Raw genomic sequence first — 16,630 nt, forward strand, 5'->3', positions numbered from 1 at the left:
TTCAGCCATTTTCCCGACCCCTCGCAAACTACCACAGTTCGATCGCAAATCAAGCTCTACCAATTAATGAATTAATTCAGTCCAGAAAACAGAAGCGCTGAAAAAATAGATGCGGAGATTGCTTTCATAAGAGATCGCTTCGCTAACGTTCCTCGCAATGACAGATAGTGCCTCGCAATGATAGATAGTAGGGAATTTACCCATCAAACCCAAAGAAACCGGGTTTTTTTGCGAATCTGCCGACTGCGACGAAGAATTATCGCCAAAAACCCGGTTTCTGAGCCCCGCGTCAGTCCGAATACACATACAGACATCAGACAATAGCTGCTGCGGGCCGATCGCCGAATTTTCGATCGAAAAGGACGATCGCACAGTGGTAAGCTACCAAAGACATTAAAAGATCTAAATTCGAGAAAAGTTAAGATGTCATCATTAAATGAAGTTCCCTTGCTGTTGCGGGCAGCCCGCGGCGAAACCCTAGACCGCCCGCCCGTGTGGATGATGCGCCAAGCCGGTCGCTACATGAAAGCCTATCGAGATTTGCGAGAAAAGTATCCCTCCTTTCGCGAACGTTCCGAAATTCCCGAAGTTGCGATCGAAGTTTCCCTTCAGCCGTGGCGCGCGTTTCAACCCGACGGCGTAATTTTATTTTCCGATATCGTCACCCCCATGCCCGGTTTGGGCATCGACATGGACATCGCCGAAGGTAAAGGCCCGATTATCCACGCACCCATCCGCACTCAGCAGCAAATCGACAACCTGCAACCGCTGAACCCGGAAGAAAGTTTGCCCTTTATCAAAACAATCCTCAAATCCCTGCGCGCGGAAGTTGGCAACAAATCCACCGTGCTCGGTTTTGTCGGCGCGCCCTGGACTTTAGCAGCCTACGCCGTTGAGGGCAAAGGTTCTAAGGATTATGCCGTCATCAAAAACATGGCATTTTCCGATCCAACTTTACTACATCAATTGCTCTCGAAATTTGCAGATGCGATCGCAGTTTACGTGCGCTATCAAATCGACTGCGGCGCCCAAGTAGTGCAAATGTTCGACTCCTGGGCCGGCCAACTGTCCCCGCAGGATTACGACACCTTCGCTCTACCATACCAAAAACAGGTATTCGAGCAAGTCAAAAAAACCCATCCCGACACACCGCTAATCCTATTAGTCACAGGTAGCGGCGGCCTTCTCGAACGCATGGCTACATCCGGCGCAGATATCGTCAGCGTCGATTGGACGGTTGATATGGCCGACGCGCGCAAGCGTTTGGGCCCCAACATGAACGTTCAGGGAAATCTCGATCCCGGCGTATTGTTTGGTTCTCAACCGTTTATTCGCGATCGAATTCTTGATACAATTCGCAAAGCGGGCGATCGCGGACACATCCTCAATTTAGGACACGGCGTATTGCCGGGAACCCCCGAAGATAACGTGCGTTTCTTCTTTGAAACCGCCAAACAAGCCGACAAATTGCTCGCAGTTACCGCTTAAATTTGACAGGAATTCAAACCCCAAAAACCTCATTCTCCAAAATCCGTAGGGGCGGGTTCACCAACAACCTTAAAAGTTGCAAACAGGTGAAATAAACCCGCCCCCACTACTTAAATTTGACAGGAATTCAAACCCCAAAAACCCGTAGGGGCGGGTTCACCAACAACCTTAAAAGTTGCAAACAGGCTAAATAAACCCGCCCCCACCCCACCGAAAATCCCTGTTAACTACTGGTAACGAATAGAATCCGGAGATCCCCCCTAACCCCCCTTAAGAAGGGGGGAACAAGAGCATTCAAAACCTCGGTTTTTAAGACGGGACAAGTATTCTCAAAGTCCCCCTTATTAAGGGGGATTTAGGGGGATCAAACCTCAACTGTCACCCAAATCTATGGCCGACTAAAGCCTCAAATTCAAACCAATAACTCCCCCTCTCCCCCTCTCCCTCTCTCCCCACCTCCCCCCCTTCCCCTTCTGCAAATGACAAAAAAAATTTTCATAACGGGTGCAAGTGGCTGTATCGGTCACTACATGGCCGAAACCTTGATTCAACAGACAAACCACGAACTCTACCTATTAGTTCGCAACCCCGATAAGCTAAAATTTGACTGGAAAGCGCGATCGGGCATCAATATCATACAAGGCGACATGAAAGATATCGATCGCCATTCCGAACTGCTGCAAACAATAGACGTAGCAATTTTAGCAGCCACAGCTTGGGGAGGAACCCAAGAAGTTTTTGATGTCAACGTCACCAAAACTCTGCGCCTCATTCAACTACTTTCGCCCCAGACTTGCGAACAAGTAATATACTTTTCAACCGCCAGCATTCTCGGTAGAGATAACAACTTACTCAAAGAAGCCGGAGAACTGGGGACAGATTATGTTCGCTCCAAATACGATTGCATGACGCAATTATCAACGTTAACAAACGTGCCTCCAATTACCGCACTTTACCCAACCTTAGTATTAGGAGGAGATGCCGAAAAACCAGTTTCTCACCTATCATCCGGTTTGCCGCTTGTCGCCAAATGGATTGGTTTGATTCGCTGGCTGAAAGCAGATGGCAGTTTTCACTTCATCCACGGTGCAGACATTGCCACAGTAGTTAATTACTTAGTCGAACATCCGTCCGATTCCGAAGAACCGCGACATTTTGTACTCGGAAATCCGGCGATTACCGCGAACGAAGTTGTCGAACAAGCTTGCAAGTATTTGCATACAAAAATATTTTTTCGGATTACTCTGTCACCTTGGCTTGCCGATTTCTTTATTTGGTTGTTCCGAATTCAGATGGCTGCTTGGGATAGATTTTGTATCAGCTACCGCCATTTTACCTATCAAAATCTGGTCAATCCCGAAAGCATTGGATTGCCGAGTTACTGCGGCACAGTTGCTGATATGTTAAGAACTAGCGGAATTCCAGATAAAAATACAAAGTAGTCCGTACACTCCGCACCAATAATCGGACAGGCTAGAAGCCCATCCCACAATCTTTCTTGTGGGATGGGCTTCTAGCCCGTCCCTAATTCTTTATCCTATTCAACTCTACTATTTCAAATTCTTTTTTGCCTGATTCGGGCACTTTTGAAGCGATTATCGTCAATCAATGGTGAGATACGATAAGATATCAACATTTGCCAACTATAACAGGGAACTGCAAGCTAAAAATTGCGCCCATTATCTTTGTGTTAGGGGGTGTCGCCCCTTTCTAGATAGTCGATCGCGGGCAAGATCGTAATTTTAGCCTTAACATTAAATATTGAGAGTCGATCGAACTCTCAAACGCCAGCCAGATCGCAAGTCTTTTAGTGATGTGAGGTTTAACATACTATGCGAGTGCTTCTAGTTTACCCCCTGTTCCCGAAAACATTCTGGTCTTATGAGAAAATCCTAGAATTAGTCGATCGCAAAGTGCTGCTTCCACCGCTGGGTTTGGTCACAGTAGCAGCCATTCTACCCCAAGAATGGGAATTCAAGTTAGTCGATCGTAACATCCGACAAATCACCGAAGCAGAATGGGAATGGGCAGAGCTCGTTATTCTGTCAGCGATGATTGTCCAAAAAGAAGACTTGCTAGACATCATCCGCGAAGCCAAGCGGCGCGGTAAATCCGTAGCTTGTGGCGGCCCCTACCCAACTTCCGTACCCGAAGAGCCCCAAGCAGCCGGCATCGATTACCTGATTCTCGACGAAGGCGAAATCACCCTACCGATGTTCGTCGAAGCCATCGCGCGCGGTGAAAAAAGTGGAATTTATCGATCGGACGGCGTAAAACCCGATGTTACCACAACCCCTGTTCCCCGCTTCGACCTGCTGGAATTAGACAGCTACGACTCAATGTCGATTCAATTTTCCCGAGGCTGTCCCTTCCAGTGCGAATTCTGCGACATCATCGTCCTCTACGGGCGCAAACCCCGCACCAAAGAACCCCAACAATTAATAGCAGAACTAGACTGTCTCTACAACCTAGGTTGGCGGCGCGGCGTCTTCATGGTAGACGACAACTTTATCGGCAACAAACGCAGTGTCAAACTATTGCTAAAAGACTTAGAAGTCTGGCAAATAGAACACAAATTCCCCTTCAACTTCAACACAGAAGCATCCATCGACTTAGCCCAAGACCAAGAATTGATGGACATGATGGTGAAATGTCATTTCAACGCCGTATTCCTAGGAATTGAAACCCCCGACGAAGAAAGCTTGCAAATGACCAAAAAATTCCAAAATACTCGCAACTCCCTGATAGAATCAGTAGAATTAATTGCCAAATCAGGTTTGCGAGTAATGGCCGGATTCATCATCGGATTCGACGGCGAAAAACCGGGCGCAGGCCAACGCATCGTCAACTTCGCCGAAGCAGCAGCAATTCCCAGTACAACCTTTGGAATGCTGCAAGCTTTACCGCACACTGCATTATCGCACCGACTAGCAAAAGAAGGCAGATTGCGCGACAAATCCGGCAACTTGAATCAGACTACATTGATGAACTTCATTCCGACGCGGCCGCTAGAAGACATCGCGAGAGAATATGTTCAAGCATTTTCTGACGTGTACGATGCTGAGAAATATTTAGACCGCACCTACCGCCACTTCTTGATGTTAGGTGCACCTACAGCAAATATACCATCAAGAATCCCCAGTTGGATCGACTTGCGAGCACTGCTAACCGTAGTTTGGCGCCAAGGAGTCAAGCGTTCAACTCGCTGGAAGTTCTGGCATCATTTGTTCAGCATTCTCAAACGCAATCCTGCCGTTTGGGATCACTATTTAACAGTGTGCGCCCACAACGAGCATTTCCTGGAATACCGCCAAATTGTGCGGGATGAAATCGAGGCTCAATTAGCCGAGTTTTTGGCTAATGAGTCTCAGACAGTGTATCAACAACCTGTTGCTACTGAGGAAAAGGAAGTGCAAGTGGTTTAGGGTTGAAGAATTCAACCGAATAGCCAGATATCCGACTTATTTAATTAAGAAGTCGGATATCTAAAAGAAGAGCATTTTACGGCGAAACTGTAGTCTAACTAATTAAGTAGCGCGATCGCAGTCAAACCCCATTGATTTTTCTTTTTATCAAACCTTTTGACAACAGCAAGATTAACTGTTTGATCATTTTGCAACTGAGAAGCTAATTCATGAGGAACATGAACATCCTCTACAAACCCAAAACCCTTTTGATGCAAGCGAAACCGACCTGTTTTACAAGACATACTATCAAATAGTTTGCCCGATTCGCGTTTCTCAACAGCAACCACCGTTAGCCGATCGCCATTCTCATCAACAGTCACTATCACCGGCGCGCCCATTAGTAGATTTAAATTCTTCAGCATTCCTCGTTCTGGACTAACAACTTCTTCAGATACACTATCAGAATGCAATCCAAACTTGAGCATCATCTTGCCAGTTTTTGCTGTAAACGAGCCGAGGTAGTTAGCATTCAATTGCGGGCAATTTTGCCAAATCACCTTTTCGGCATCAGCAGCTATATTTTCTAACACTTCCTCTGCGTTAGATATATTTCCAGCACCAGCATACCAACTAGCAGTCAAGAGATTACGGAGCGATTGGGGGATTTTCCATTTGTTACTGTTACGAACATTAAAAGCTCGATCGGCAGCCCATTTAGCCACTTTCCATTGTCCTTTATTTGCTGCGAGTCGGCTGAGATCCTCAAAAACGCCAACACCAAAATTTTCATCCCTGCAAGTCAAACACGCTTTTGCACAAAGTGCCAATGCTAGTGTAGGATCAGAGGTTTCCACGACTTTAGCTAATGCGTGCCACGCCCAGTAATCGCTACGCTTCTGCTTCACAAAGGAAACCAGAAGTTTTTGAGCTTCTGTCGATCGCCCCAAACGATTTAGCAATAAAGCCTTGCGATAATTTAGCCATTCCGGTTTTTGAACTTTGGCGCGATCAAGTGCAACATCGATCAATGTAATGGCAAAATTTTGTAATTCTGTTGCATCAAGATAATCTTGAACAGTCAATTCACAAGCAATCTTTCCTACTTCTCTTGCTGTTTTCTCAACCAGCGAATCAAAAACTTTACCATCATTAGCAGTAGAAACCTGAAAGTCTTCCGCTTGAAAACTATCAACACCAGCCCATTTTAGGAACTTTGGTAAAAACTTGATTTGCTTTGGAAATCGTAGAATTTGGGATAGCAAACGACTAAATAGCAAATCCGGTCGATTCAGCTTGAGTTTGTAATATTCTCCCAATATTTCCTTGATCTGGCTGACAGACGACTCTGTATCTATGGATTCAGATTGATTAGCTGTATCTACCAGTTTTTTTACTTTGTCGTAGAGAACCCAACCAACACTGCTAGCCAGAAATTTGTCGTTTGGATGCTGTTTTAGCAGTTCGTACCCTCTGGAATAAGCTTCATCTATCTGTCCAGCTTTTCTCAAATTTTTGATTTCTTCTGTTAAATTCGACATTTTTATAACTCCAGTGCGAGGTGAACTAATTCTACAACTTGTACATTTGTGTATCCGATCGGGAAAACTTGCGTCACAAAACCATCTCCATCGTAGAAAACTTGCATTTTGAGAGCGCCCATGTCTGATTTGAGATAGTAAATTTCGTGATAATCATGGTGTTCAATTCCCTGAATTACTATTTTGTGTGGGTCGAGTTTGGCTTTAATTAGATCGTGAACTGTTTGCTGAAATTCATTTCCTAATCGCAGTTTTGATGTGATAGCATCCACAACGACAGTGGCAAATTCCATCGGCTCAGATTTCACAGTTTCAATTCGCGTCACCTGAAATTTGCCATTATAATGCAAGCGAAGAGAACACATTTCTGTATCGTCTTCTGAGCTAAAACCATAAACTTCCTGATAACTATTATGCTTGTATGAAATTACCTGAATTCTATGAAATGTAAGACTTTCCGCGATATGCAAGTAAAGATTTTTTAAAGGTTTTTCCAGGATAGGGAAAGCCGAAATATTTGCATTACCTGATTCTGAATCAGGGTCAAATGCAATGATATCCTTGAAAACAACAGAATCTAGCTTGCCTTGACTGCCGTTCCAAGTTGCTTTAAAAAATGGTGTAATCGAGGGAAAATTCAGGATAAAAAGTCGATTTTGAACTACAGAAAACAAGGTATAAACCAATCGAAAATAAGTGGCATTTGTTTGTCCCTGGCCAGTCTCCATATTCGCGATCGCAGTTTTAAACTTCTGCCCCTGGGCGCGATGCAGAGTCAGCGCGTAACCAAACCTCAGACGCGCTGCGTTTAAGTACGGATCGTTGCGTAGAAACTTTGCTTCGCTAGAATTGTCCGATTCGTCTGATTCTCTTACCTGTTTCTGCTGTTGTCTAAATTTGCTAATTGCTGAAACCCGCAGAGCTACAAGTGTGTCCTTGTCAAATTCTGGTTTGTCCGCATATAAATAATCGCTCAAGCAGAGGAACTCGACCTCTTTACCGTTCTCAAGTAGCCGCACTCTAATCCGCAAAAAATTTATCTGAATTGGCTGTTCGCGTCCTTTCAGCGGTTGGATTAAGGGTGTATTGGGATTAACTTCTATGACTTCAGCAAAAGAGTTATTTGATATATAAGTTTGCTCTAGCTTTTGTTCATCTACTTCGACAGGACTATTGTGGATATGTACAATATCACCTGCAACGATCTCTTTACCTCGACCAAAAAACTCTTGTCTAACCTGATGATTAATGCGGTTAACCAATTCGTTGGTGAAAACTATAAACTTGGTAAATCGGGAATCTTCCAGGAATACAGCTTTCGATATCTCCTGTTGGCGATCGCGATCGACTATTTGGATGCAATTCGAGTCATCGGCGATCGCTCTGAGCTGATTAAATCTGCTAAAATGTATGCTTTGAGCGATTTTTTGACAATTTTTGACAAACAAATTTTGCTGTTGGTCTGGAAGTATAAACTCAAGATTGATGCGATCGATCTCACCGTCTATCGCAGCCTGCAATCGCTCGTAACACAGTGCAGATTCATCTGTTTTGCCTCTCGTTAGCTGAAACGGATCGCCCAGAAAAATCACCTGTCTTTGAGTCTTTTCAATTTCCGTATATTCCAAAAAATCCGTGAGAAGTTTCCCACTACCGTAACGAAAAACATCAGTTTCAAACTGTGAATCGGATATCAGGTGGGCCTCACCGACGATGTAAACCTGTTGCTCTGTATCCTGATTTTTGTTCAATCCATAGATCAGCTGCTCCTTCTCTACTTTATAGTTTTTTGTGAAGATATGCGAGTAAATACTCTTTGACTCTACTGGATAAAGAGACGCAATTTTACTATTAGGAGCAAGAACAGAGTAATTTCGGCTTAAGGATATAGATGTATCGACCATAGCTTTTTGTAGAAGATGCAGGCCAGTTCCAATCATGCCAGTAACGATTAAAATCTTCTTTGAGGAACCTAAAAATTCCTCAACGCGAGCGAATACAGATTCTAGAGACTCAGGTAACTCAAGTTTAGCCATAGCTCAATGACGATTAACTTTACTAGCCGAATATTCTCACAGGTTGAGTAGCACTAGCAATAGTTTTCAGGAAAAAGCTGTTTTTCTCAGTAATTCAGTAACCATCTCAATTTTTTTGTAGCCTATGTTACATGGAACTATCGGATTATTTGTGGCGGGCAAAAGTGCGGAGGTTCCCGCAATCCTAAGAGCTGTAAACCTTAGCTGCGAGACAAATCCGGCGTTCCGACTCGCATCGGAACGGCAGGTTGATCGGCATAGGAGTTACCTCGGAGCGCGCGGTGTCCGTTGATACTGGTTGGTCGGGCAAACGGCTGAACTCACCCGCATACTAAAAAACGCAGATGATTTAGAATCATCTGCGTTCATATGCGGTTTAATTAAACAGGAATTACGCACTGCGAATAAAGAAACCGGGTTTTTTACCGAATCTGTCGCTTACAGCGCGTCTTCTCGCAAAAACCCGGTTTCTGGGATTCCACTCCGAATAAAGAAACCGGGTTTTTTCCGAATCTCTCGGCTACAGCCAATTATTCTGGTAAAAACCCGGTTTCTGGACCCTCATGGGCAAGTCCGACTCAACCCTGTGAAACTCAAGCCGCAACCTGATCTAAAGGCCGCACTTCAGCCAGTAATTTGTGCAAAGCCTCACCTTCAACTACTTCAGTTTCCAACAGCTTCTGCGTGATTGTTTCCAACAATTCCCGATTAGTTTTCAGAATATCCAAAGCTTGCTGATGTGCAGTTTCGACAATTTCTTTGACTTCTTGGTCGATCGCCTCAGCAGTCTGGGCACTCACCGCACGGCGCGCATTTCCCATACCATCGCCGAGGAACGATTGTTGAGCGCGATCGTACGCTAGAGGCCCCAACACCTTGCTCATCCCGTAAGTTGTCACCATCCTTTCCGCTAAATCAGTCGCCCTTTGCAAGTCATTTGAAGCGCCGGTAGTGATGCTACCAAACACGACTTCCTCAGCCGATCGCCCGCCAAGCAGTGTAGCAATTTGCCCGCGCAACTCCGATTCATCCAACAAGAAACGGTCTTCAGTCGGTAATTGCAACGTGTAACCCAATGCAGCCATACCGCGCGGGACGATCGAGATTTTCGCCACTTCGCCGCCGCCAGTCATCACAGCGCCAACCATGGCGTGCCCGACTTCGTGGTAAGCCACAATCTTTTTCTCTTTTTCGTTGAGCACCCGGCTTTTCTTTTCCAAGCCAGCTACAACGCGCTCAAACGCTTCATAAAAGTCTTCTTGCGCTACAGTGAGACGCTTGTTGCGGGCAGCTAGCAAGGCAGCTTCATTGACCAAATTTGCCAAGTCTGCGCCCGAAAAACCGGGGGTACGAGTGGCGACTGCCTTCAAGTCAATATCCGGGCCCAACTTCACTTTTTGAGAGTGAATGTTCAAAATTGCTTCGCGGCCGGATAAGTCCGGGCGATCGACTAAAACTTGGCGATCGAAACGGCCTGGGCGCAACAAAGCAGCATCCAAACTTTCCGGGCGGTTAGTTGCAGCCAGCACAATTACCGTAGTATTGCCCGCAGCAAAACCGTCCATTTCAGTTAATAGTTGATTGAGAGTTTGTTCACGCTCATCATTGCCGCCGAATGCCGCATTTGTGCTACGAGATTTGCCGATCGCATCCAATTCATCGATGAAAATAATACAAGGAGCCTGTTTCTTAGCCTGCTCAAATAAATCTCGGACTCTCGCAGAACCAACACCGACAAACAGTTCGACAAACTCCGAACCAGAGATGCTAAAAAACGGCACACCAGCTTCACCAGCCACTGCTTTTGCTAACAGAGTTTTGCCAGTTCCCGGCGGCCCGACTAACAGCACGCCCTTCGGAATTCGCGCGCCAATTGCCGTGAATCTGTCGGGAGTTTTCAGGAACTCAACAACTTCGACTAATTCAGTTTTAGCTTCCTCTACTCCGGCGACATCAGCAAAAGTAATTTTCGCAGATTCGCCTTCTACGTAGACCTTAGCCTTGCTTTTGCCGATCGACAGCGCGCCCTGTGGCCCGCCACCGCCCCGGTTCATGAAAAATTGAAATATTGCTACAAAAATCAGTGGCGGAACGACCCAGCTTAAAACACTGCCGATCCAGCCATTTTTAGAAGGCGGAGTTGCCGCAAATTCAACGCCTTTTTCTTGCAAAAGTTTAGGCAGTTCCAGGTCAAAAATTGGCGTAGTTGACAAAACTTGTCCTGGTTTGTCGCCTTCGCCTTTGAGTTGGTAGCGGATTTCATTTTGACCTACCGAAGCTCTGACTACATCTTGTTCTTGGACTTGATGGACGAACAAACTGTAAGGCACTTGGGGAATTTGTGGCCCTAACAAATTGGGCAAAAAGATGTTTGCTAGCAGAAACAAGCTTGATAGCAATAACACGATATTGCTGATTTGGCGAAAACGAGGGGGTTGGGGCTGGTCTTTAATTGCCATTGATAAGTGTCATCCTTTTAGTTAATTTTGTTTTATTCATATATTTTGCCATCAAAAGTGCGCGGAGTGCTAAGCGGATTTCCTCACTTGATTAGTCGGTTAACCGGGCTGCACTGATTGGGCATGAAAAACGAACCGTGAAGACGCGAAGAACACGAAGGAAGAGCAGAAAGTTATAGTTATAAATTATTGGTTGATAGTTAATGAATGGTTTTTACTTCAGAATCCCTTTAAGATTCTCTCGCTCTTTTCTTGCTTCGCGCCCTACCCTACGGGAACGGCTTCGCCGAACGTGTCTTCGCGGTTCGATATATTAGAATTATGGCTAACCGCCCGAGACATTCTTAGCAAACTCTTCGCGTCCAGAAACTAAATTAGCTGGAACACCGTTAGGGAAATTTTGGGCGATTAAAGCTTGCAACTTTTCAACTCGATTCTCAGGATTTGGGTGAGAACTCAAAAACTCCGGCGGCGCTTCGCCCTGCCTCGCAGAACCGAGAATTTGCATCACCTCAACAATACCTCTAGGATCGTAACCCGCTTCGGTCATAAAGCGAAAACCGAGGCGATCGCTCTCAAGTTCATCTGCTCTACCGTACCGCAAACCAACAACTTGATTGACAGCTTGAGCAATTAATGCTGCTTGTTGTCCGCCACCGCGATCGTCAGTAGTCGCCACCCCAACCGCCGTTACCAAAGACCTGCCCAACTGCTGTTTTGCAAGGTGTTCCGCAGCGTGTCGCCCCACAACGTGACCGCTTTCGTGCCCCAGTACAGCCGCCAACTGAGCCTCTGAATTCAGCAGCCGCATCAGTCCGGCGGTAATGAAAACTTGTCCCCCGGGGAGAGCAAAAGCATTGACAGTTTTGGAGTCTCGCAGCAGGTGGAATTCAAACGGATAACCGGCTTTTTTCGCCTCTGAACCGTTGACAACTCGTTCTCCTACTCGATCGACATATTGTTGAATACTCTGGCCCGGATAAAGCCCGCCGTATTGAGCCGCCATTTTGTCTCGCGCCTCCAATCCCAAAACTACCTCTTGGCGGGGAGAAAGCTGCACCCGCTGTTTCTCTCCAGTGACGGGATTTTGTACGCTGCTGGTAAAATAGGTGATAGCCCCAAAAAATGCCATTAATAAGCCGATCGCGAATCGGAATAAAAATCTACTCACAGGCGTTTACCTAAAAAGTTTAGCCTGTACGCTACCAGAGAGACAGCTACCTCCACATCTATCTGAAGTATCAACAATGAAAATTGGTTCGTAGTGAGGACTTTAGTCCGCATTTTTCCGAGGACTAAAGTCCTGACTACGAACCGTTTTGAGTGCGGGTAATTTACCAATTCCCAATTACTAATTCCCAATTCCCAATTCCCAATTACCAATTCCCAATTCCCAATTCCCAATTACCAATTCCCAATTCCCAATTACCAATTACCAATTACCAAATTTCCCATGTTTCAAACTACTCGCCGCCGCCTTGCTATTTGGTATACTGCCGTTACTGCTGTATTGTTACTTGTATTCGCCACTGGTTTCTATTTCTACGTTCGCAATACTTTGATCGATCGCATTGACGACACTCTCAATCACGTTGTAGAAATAGTAGAGCGAACTCTCGCGATCGAACCGGTAACTTCCCCGAGTAAGGGTGCTAAAACTAAGTTGCAAGTTAATATTCAAACGAGTTTTCGAGATAGCAGCGACGCAGTAGAAGACGACCACATCGATCTAGAATGGTTCAGTCCTACGGGCGAGTTGCTGTGGTCTACTTTGTCGGAACCGCTGAATGTTCCGATTCGCGCTAACCGCACGGGCGAAACGGTTTGGATAATTAATAATAAGTTGCAGCCGGATCAAAACTATTCTCTCAGACAAGTTACGCAGCGTGTGGAAATCGGCCGCCAAGTTTTGGGATATTTGCGAGTCAGCCATCCTTGGTTTGAAGTGACAAAACCGATCCGACAATTAATTTTTGATTTGATTTTGGGCGCGAGTTTAACTTTAATTTGTGTGGCGGCTATTGGCTGGTTGCTGTCGGGATTGGCGATCGCACCTGTGAGAGAATCTTACAGTCGTCTTAAACAGTTTACTGCCGATGCTTCCCACGAACTCAGAAATCCGATCGCCACTATTCAAACAAATGTCCAAGTAGCCTTGGCAGAACCGGACATCGAACCGCAGCAACACCAACAGCTACAGGTTATCGAACGCCTGACGCGCCGTTTGGGGCGGTTGGTTGACGATTTGCTATTTTTGGCCAGACAAGACAGCGGAATCGTGCAGCAGCAGTGGGTTGATGTTCCTCTCGATGCTTTGTTGATGGAGGTAATTGAAGAACAAATGGCGATCGCCCTTACCCAAAAAATCTCTCTCTGTTTGGAAATAATCGATTCGCCCGACACTGAAAATAACTTTACAGTTTTAGGCGACTGGGATCAACTAGCGCGACTGTTTACCAATCTTGTCAGCAACGCCGTGCAGTACACGCCATCGGGTGGGGAAATTGAAGTAGAATTGCAGTTGGCAGCTAAAAACAAAAGAAATTCGTCGGCGATCAATTCTGCACTGCAAATCAAAGTCACAGACACCGGCATGGGGATTGCCCCGGAAGCGCTACCGCATTTGTTCGATCGATTTTACCGCGCCGATCCCGCCCGCACCCACCGCAGCGCCGCCGGTTCTGGTTTAGGATTAGCCATAGCCAAAGCCATTGTCGAAAACCACCGCGGCCAAATCCGGATTGACAGCCAAGTCGATCGGGGAACCGCTGTTACCGTCACCATCCCCGCCCACAAATCAGCAGAAATCCGCCTCTAAACCTCTCTTCCTCTGTGCCCTCTGCGCCCTCTGCGGTTGATCCAAAAAATCTATCCCTCAAACCCTGATTCTTTCTACCTTGCGCCCAAACCCAGCTATTAAAATTCAATTCGGGCATAGATTAACATAAACTTTGTTGGAAATCTCGATCGAACTCGTGAGGAGTTATTTATGTTTCGCCACAATCTACCGTTCAAAAAAATCAGCTTGCTAGCAGCCACCTGCGGCGGTTTACTCGTCAGTCTCGCAACACTTGGACAAGCCGGCGGCCCCCCGCCCCAACCAGGAAAACCCGTATCCCAACCCGCAGCCACTCCCGCACCTGGAAAGCCTGTCAGCGAACCGAGTCCCGCTGCGAGTCCCAGCCCCGCTGCGAGTCCCAAGCCCAGCGGGATGCCCGCCACACCCCAAGATGCCCCCGCCCGATTCCCGATGCCAAGTGCGCGAGTTACGCCGATGGAGGGCATGGTAGTAATTAAACTCGTGAATACCACCAATGCCGTCATCAATTATCAAGTCATTGGTGTTACTCCACCGCGCACTCTGGGCGAACAATCGGAAATTTTACTGAAAAACATCAAAGTACCAATCACCTTCACTTACCAGCGCCCAGACGGCGGATTGCTGTTGGTGCGCCCGCAAGCAACCGCTACGCCGGGAATGTTGCAAGTCAGCTTTGGCGCAACAACAGACTTGGGCGTTGATACAAAATCGATGGAAATTCAGGAAGATGGCAAGGTAATTTTGAATTAAGTTGACTGGTTGACGGTTGACGGTTGACGGCAAAAGAGGAGACGGCATTGCCGTTTCCCTACCTTGAAATAATCATTAATATTCCATAACAGATGTAACCATCGCCCGATTAATTGTAGGGAAACGGCACTGCCGTATCCTGATTTCAGGTAATGGTAAAATCAACCGAATTGGATGATAAAGTTGCCCTCAGTGCGATCGAATATAACCATCAATCGCACGGCAGAAGAGGAGACGGCGATGCCGTTTCCCTACCCCAAAATAATCCATCAAACTCAATGACATCTGTAATCATCGCCCGATTGATTGTAGGGAAACGGCACTGCCGTGTCCTGATTTTTGCCGTGTCCTAATTTCTACCTAATTTCTGCCGTATCTTTCAATCAGCTAGTGACAAAGGAGGTAACTTAGTAAAAGGTAAATCCTCATTAACTGCATCAATTTCTTCCTGTTCTCTTTCATTAATTTGACCGATATAAGACTTAAGAATTTGCGCCAGACGGTTGTTATAAAATCGGTGCAAACTATAATTTGGCGTAGCTGGAAAGCCGCGCCGTTTTTTGTGCCGCCCGCCCGCACCCGGATCGAAGGTTTGGATACCCCGATCGATCGCCCATTCGATCGGTGTATAGTAACAAGCATCGAAGTGTAGGCAGTCAATTTCCTGCAAACTGCCCCAATAGCGCCCGTACATTCGATCGCCCTTATACAGACAAAAAGACATTCCCATCGGCTGTCTCTCGTCTTCCTTATCATAGGCGGCGACAAATAAAACGCGATCGCGATAATTGTCGTGCAACTGTTCAAAAAATCGCTTCGTCAAATACTTGCTTCCCCACCAGCCAAACTTGTCGCAAGTATTCTCATAAAAAGCATACATTTGCCCAAACATCGCCTGGGGAATTTCATCACCAGTCAAAGTTTTCACCAACAAACCTGCTGTTTCCACAGCCTTGCGTTCGCGCTTGATATTGCGGCGCTGGTTGGCATTAAATGCGCCTAGATAGTTGTCAAAATTTTGATAGCTTTGATTTTGCCAAATATAGCTGTGGTGCAGCCAAGCGCTAAAACCGTGTTGTTCCATTCTTGTGCGCCAGACAGGATCGACATACAGGAAATTGCAACCGGAGATATTGTGGCGATCGCAAAAATGGTCGATCGCACTTACCATTATGCCAGTTAACTCATCTTCATCTTCCCCCGGCGCAATCAAAAAACGATACCCTTCCGCCGGAGTAAACGGCGTCATTCCCATCAATTTCGGATAGTATTCAATACCCAAACGTTGAGCTAAATCGGCCCATTGATTATCGAATACAAATTCGCCGTAACTGTGACTTTTGACATAAAGCGGCGCACAAGCAATCAACTCTTTGTCTCGCCAGACAGTCAAGTGATGCGGTAGCCAACCGTTTTTACCTGTCGCGCTACCGGAAGTTTCGAGATTATTCAGCCAATCCCATTCGAGAAAAGGCGTTTTTAGCGGCATCGCCAAGGCATCCCACGATGATTGCGGGATGTCTGCTAGTTTGCTAATCCAGGCTACAGAATATTGAGGTTTCGGCTGTTTCAGCATAGGGAGATTTGAACGTAGAGCGATCGAACTTTATTTAACTTAATACAATTTCCCCTGCTTGTGTAATTACTCGCCACAGGCAAGATGCCTGTGCCACAAATGTTGTGGGGTGGGCTTCTAGCCCGCCCCAACTCTATAATGCAAAAACACCTCACCTCCCACCTGTTTTACCGCCAAAAGCTCCAATTTCGGTGCTAAATCCGCTAAAAAACCCTTTCCCTCCACAGGTGTCGGTGCATCCACGCCACCCAAAATTAGCGGGCATACCGTCAGCCAGAGCTCGTCTATCAAGCCCGCAGCGAGCACAGACGCGACGAGTTTTCCGCCTCCCAAAATTGCCAAACGTTTGATACCGAGGGTTTCTAGCTGTTGAAACGCATCAATCCAATCGATTTCTCCCTCGATGGTGTTGGTTGTTAAAGTGCGATCGAACTTACCGATTGCACCATTTTCAAGAACAGGCAAGATGCCTGTTCCACAAGACAATTCATCTATTGTGGAACGGGCTTCTAGCCCGTGCTCAGCAACAGGCAAGATGCCTGTTCCACAAGACAA

14 protein-coding genes are annotated in these 16,630 nt (G+C 46.3%); 6 read left to right on the forward strand and 8 right to left on the reverse strand.

Annotated elements, in window-relative coordinates:
• Positions 1-63: 63 nt before the first annotated feature.
• Positions 64-372, reverse strand: a complete 309-nt coding sequence (locus tag JGK16_RS00655; RefSeq protein ID WP_293185476.1) for a hypothetical protein — start codon at positions 370-372, stop codon at positions 64-66.
• Between the two features lie 51 nt (positions 373-423).
• Between JGK16_RS00655 and hemE the strand changes: the two genes are divergently transcribed.
• The 3 genes from hemE to JGK16_RS00670 all read left to right on the forward strand — a co-directional run bounded on the left by hemE (position 424) and on the right by JGK16_RS00670 (position 4,913).
• Positions 424-1,488 (forward strand): uroporphyrinogen decarboxylase, encoded by a 1,065-nt coding sequence (hemE, locus tag JGK16_RS00660; protein WP_293189225.1) that lies wholly within the window; start codon positions 424-426, stop codon positions 1,486-1,488.
• 479 nt (positions 1,489-1,967) lie between these two features.
• Positions 1,968-2,930 (forward strand): NAD(P)-dependent oxidoreductase, encoded by a 963-nt coding sequence (locus JGK16_RS00665; RefSeq protein ID WP_293185478.1) that lies wholly within the window; start codon positions 1,968-1,970, stop codon positions 2,928-2,930.
• A gap of 390 nt (positions 2,931-3,320) precedes the next feature.
• Positions 3,321-4,913, forward strand: a complete 1,593-nt coding sequence (locus tag JGK16_RS00670; RefSeq protein ID WP_293189227.1) for a B12-binding domain-containing radical SAM protein — start codon at positions 3,321-3,323, stop codon at positions 4,911-4,913.
• A gap of 98 nt (positions 4,914-5,011) precedes the next feature.
• On the opposite strand, the gene JGK16_RS00675 is transcribed toward JGK16_RS00670, so the two are convergent.
• From JGK16_RS00675 to JGK16_RS00695, 5 genes are all read right to left on the reverse strand, one after another.
• Positions 5,012-6,433, reverse strand: coding sequence for a hypothetical protein (locus tag JGK16_RS00675; protein ID WP_293189229.1), 1,422 nt, complete (start codon positions 6,431-6,433; stop codon positions 5,012-5,014).
• A gap of 2 nt (positions 6,434-6,435) precedes the next feature.
• Positions 6,436-8,184, reverse strand: coding sequence for a hypothetical protein (locus JGK16_RS00680; protein WP_293189231.1), 1,749 nt, complete (start codon positions 8,182-8,184; stop codon positions 6,436-6,438).
• Between the two features lie 878 nt (positions 8,185-9,062).
• Positions 9,063-10,928, reverse strand: a complete 1,866-nt coding sequence (ftsH4, locus tag JGK16_RS00685) for an ATP-dependent zinc metalloprotease FtsH4 (RefSeq protein ID WP_293189233.1) — start codon at positions 10,926-10,928, stop codon at positions 9,063-9,065.
• Between the two features lie 325 nt (positions 10,929-11,253).
• The gene (locus tag JGK16_RS00690) at positions 11,254-12,099 is read right to left on the reverse strand and encodes a M48 family metalloprotease (RefSeq protein WP_293189235.1); all 846 of its coding nucleotides are present in this window, start codon (positions 12,097-12,099) and stop codon (positions 11,254-11,256) included.
• On the reverse strand, positions 12,096-12,332 hold the full coding sequence (locus JGK16_RS00695; RefSeq protein WP_293185494.1) for a hypothetical protein: 237 nt from the start codon (positions 12,330-12,332) through the stop codon (positions 12,096-12,098). The genes JGK16_RS00690 and JGK16_RS00695 overlap by 4 nt, the downstream gene beginning before the upstream one ends.
• Before the next feature lie 49 nt (positions 12,333-12,381).
• Here JGK16_RS00695 and JGK16_RS00700 point away from each other — a divergent pair, with 49 nt between their 5' ends.
• From JGK16_RS00700 to JGK16_RS00710, 3 genes are all read left to right on the forward strand, one after another.
• Positions 12,382-13,746: an ATP-binding protein gene (locus JGK16_RS00700; RefSeq protein ID WP_293185496.1), complete on the forward strand. Its 1,365-nt coding sequence runs from the start codon at positions 12,382-12,384 to the stop codon at positions 13,744-13,746.
• Positions 13,747-13,917: 171 nt separating this feature from the next.
• Positions 13,918-14,499 (forward strand): hypothetical protein, encoded by a 582-nt coding sequence (locus JGK16_RS00705; protein WP_293189237.1) that lies wholly within the window; start codon positions 13,918-13,920, stop codon positions 14,497-14,499.
• Positions 14,500-14,651: 152 nt separating this feature from the next.
• Entirely contained in the window at positions 14,652-14,852 is a 201-nt protein-coding gene (locus JGK16_RS00710; protein WP_293185499.1) for a hypothetical protein, read from the forward strand.
• A gap of 26 nt (positions 14,853-14,878) precedes the next feature.
• Here the strand turns inward: JGK16_RS00710 and JGK16_RS00715 are convergent, their stop codons facing one another.
• Positions 14,879-16,075 (reverse strand): GNAT family N-acetyltransferase, encoded by a 1,197-nt coding sequence (locus JGK16_RS00715; RefSeq protein ID WP_293189239.1) that lies wholly within the window; start codon positions 16,073-16,075, stop codon positions 14,879-14,881.
• Between the two features lie 117 nt (positions 16,076-16,192).
• The coding region (locus JGK16_RS00720) for a dihydrofolate reductase family protein (protein ID WP_293189241.1) at positions 16,193-16,630 on the reverse strand (438 nt) is incomplete at its 5' end.

Origin of the sequence: Microcoleus sp. PH2017_09_SFU_O_A (assembly GCF_020738625.1) — a bacterium.
Lineage (GTDB): Bacteria > Cyanobacteriota > Cyanobacteriia > Cyanobacteriales > Microcoleaceae > Microcoleus.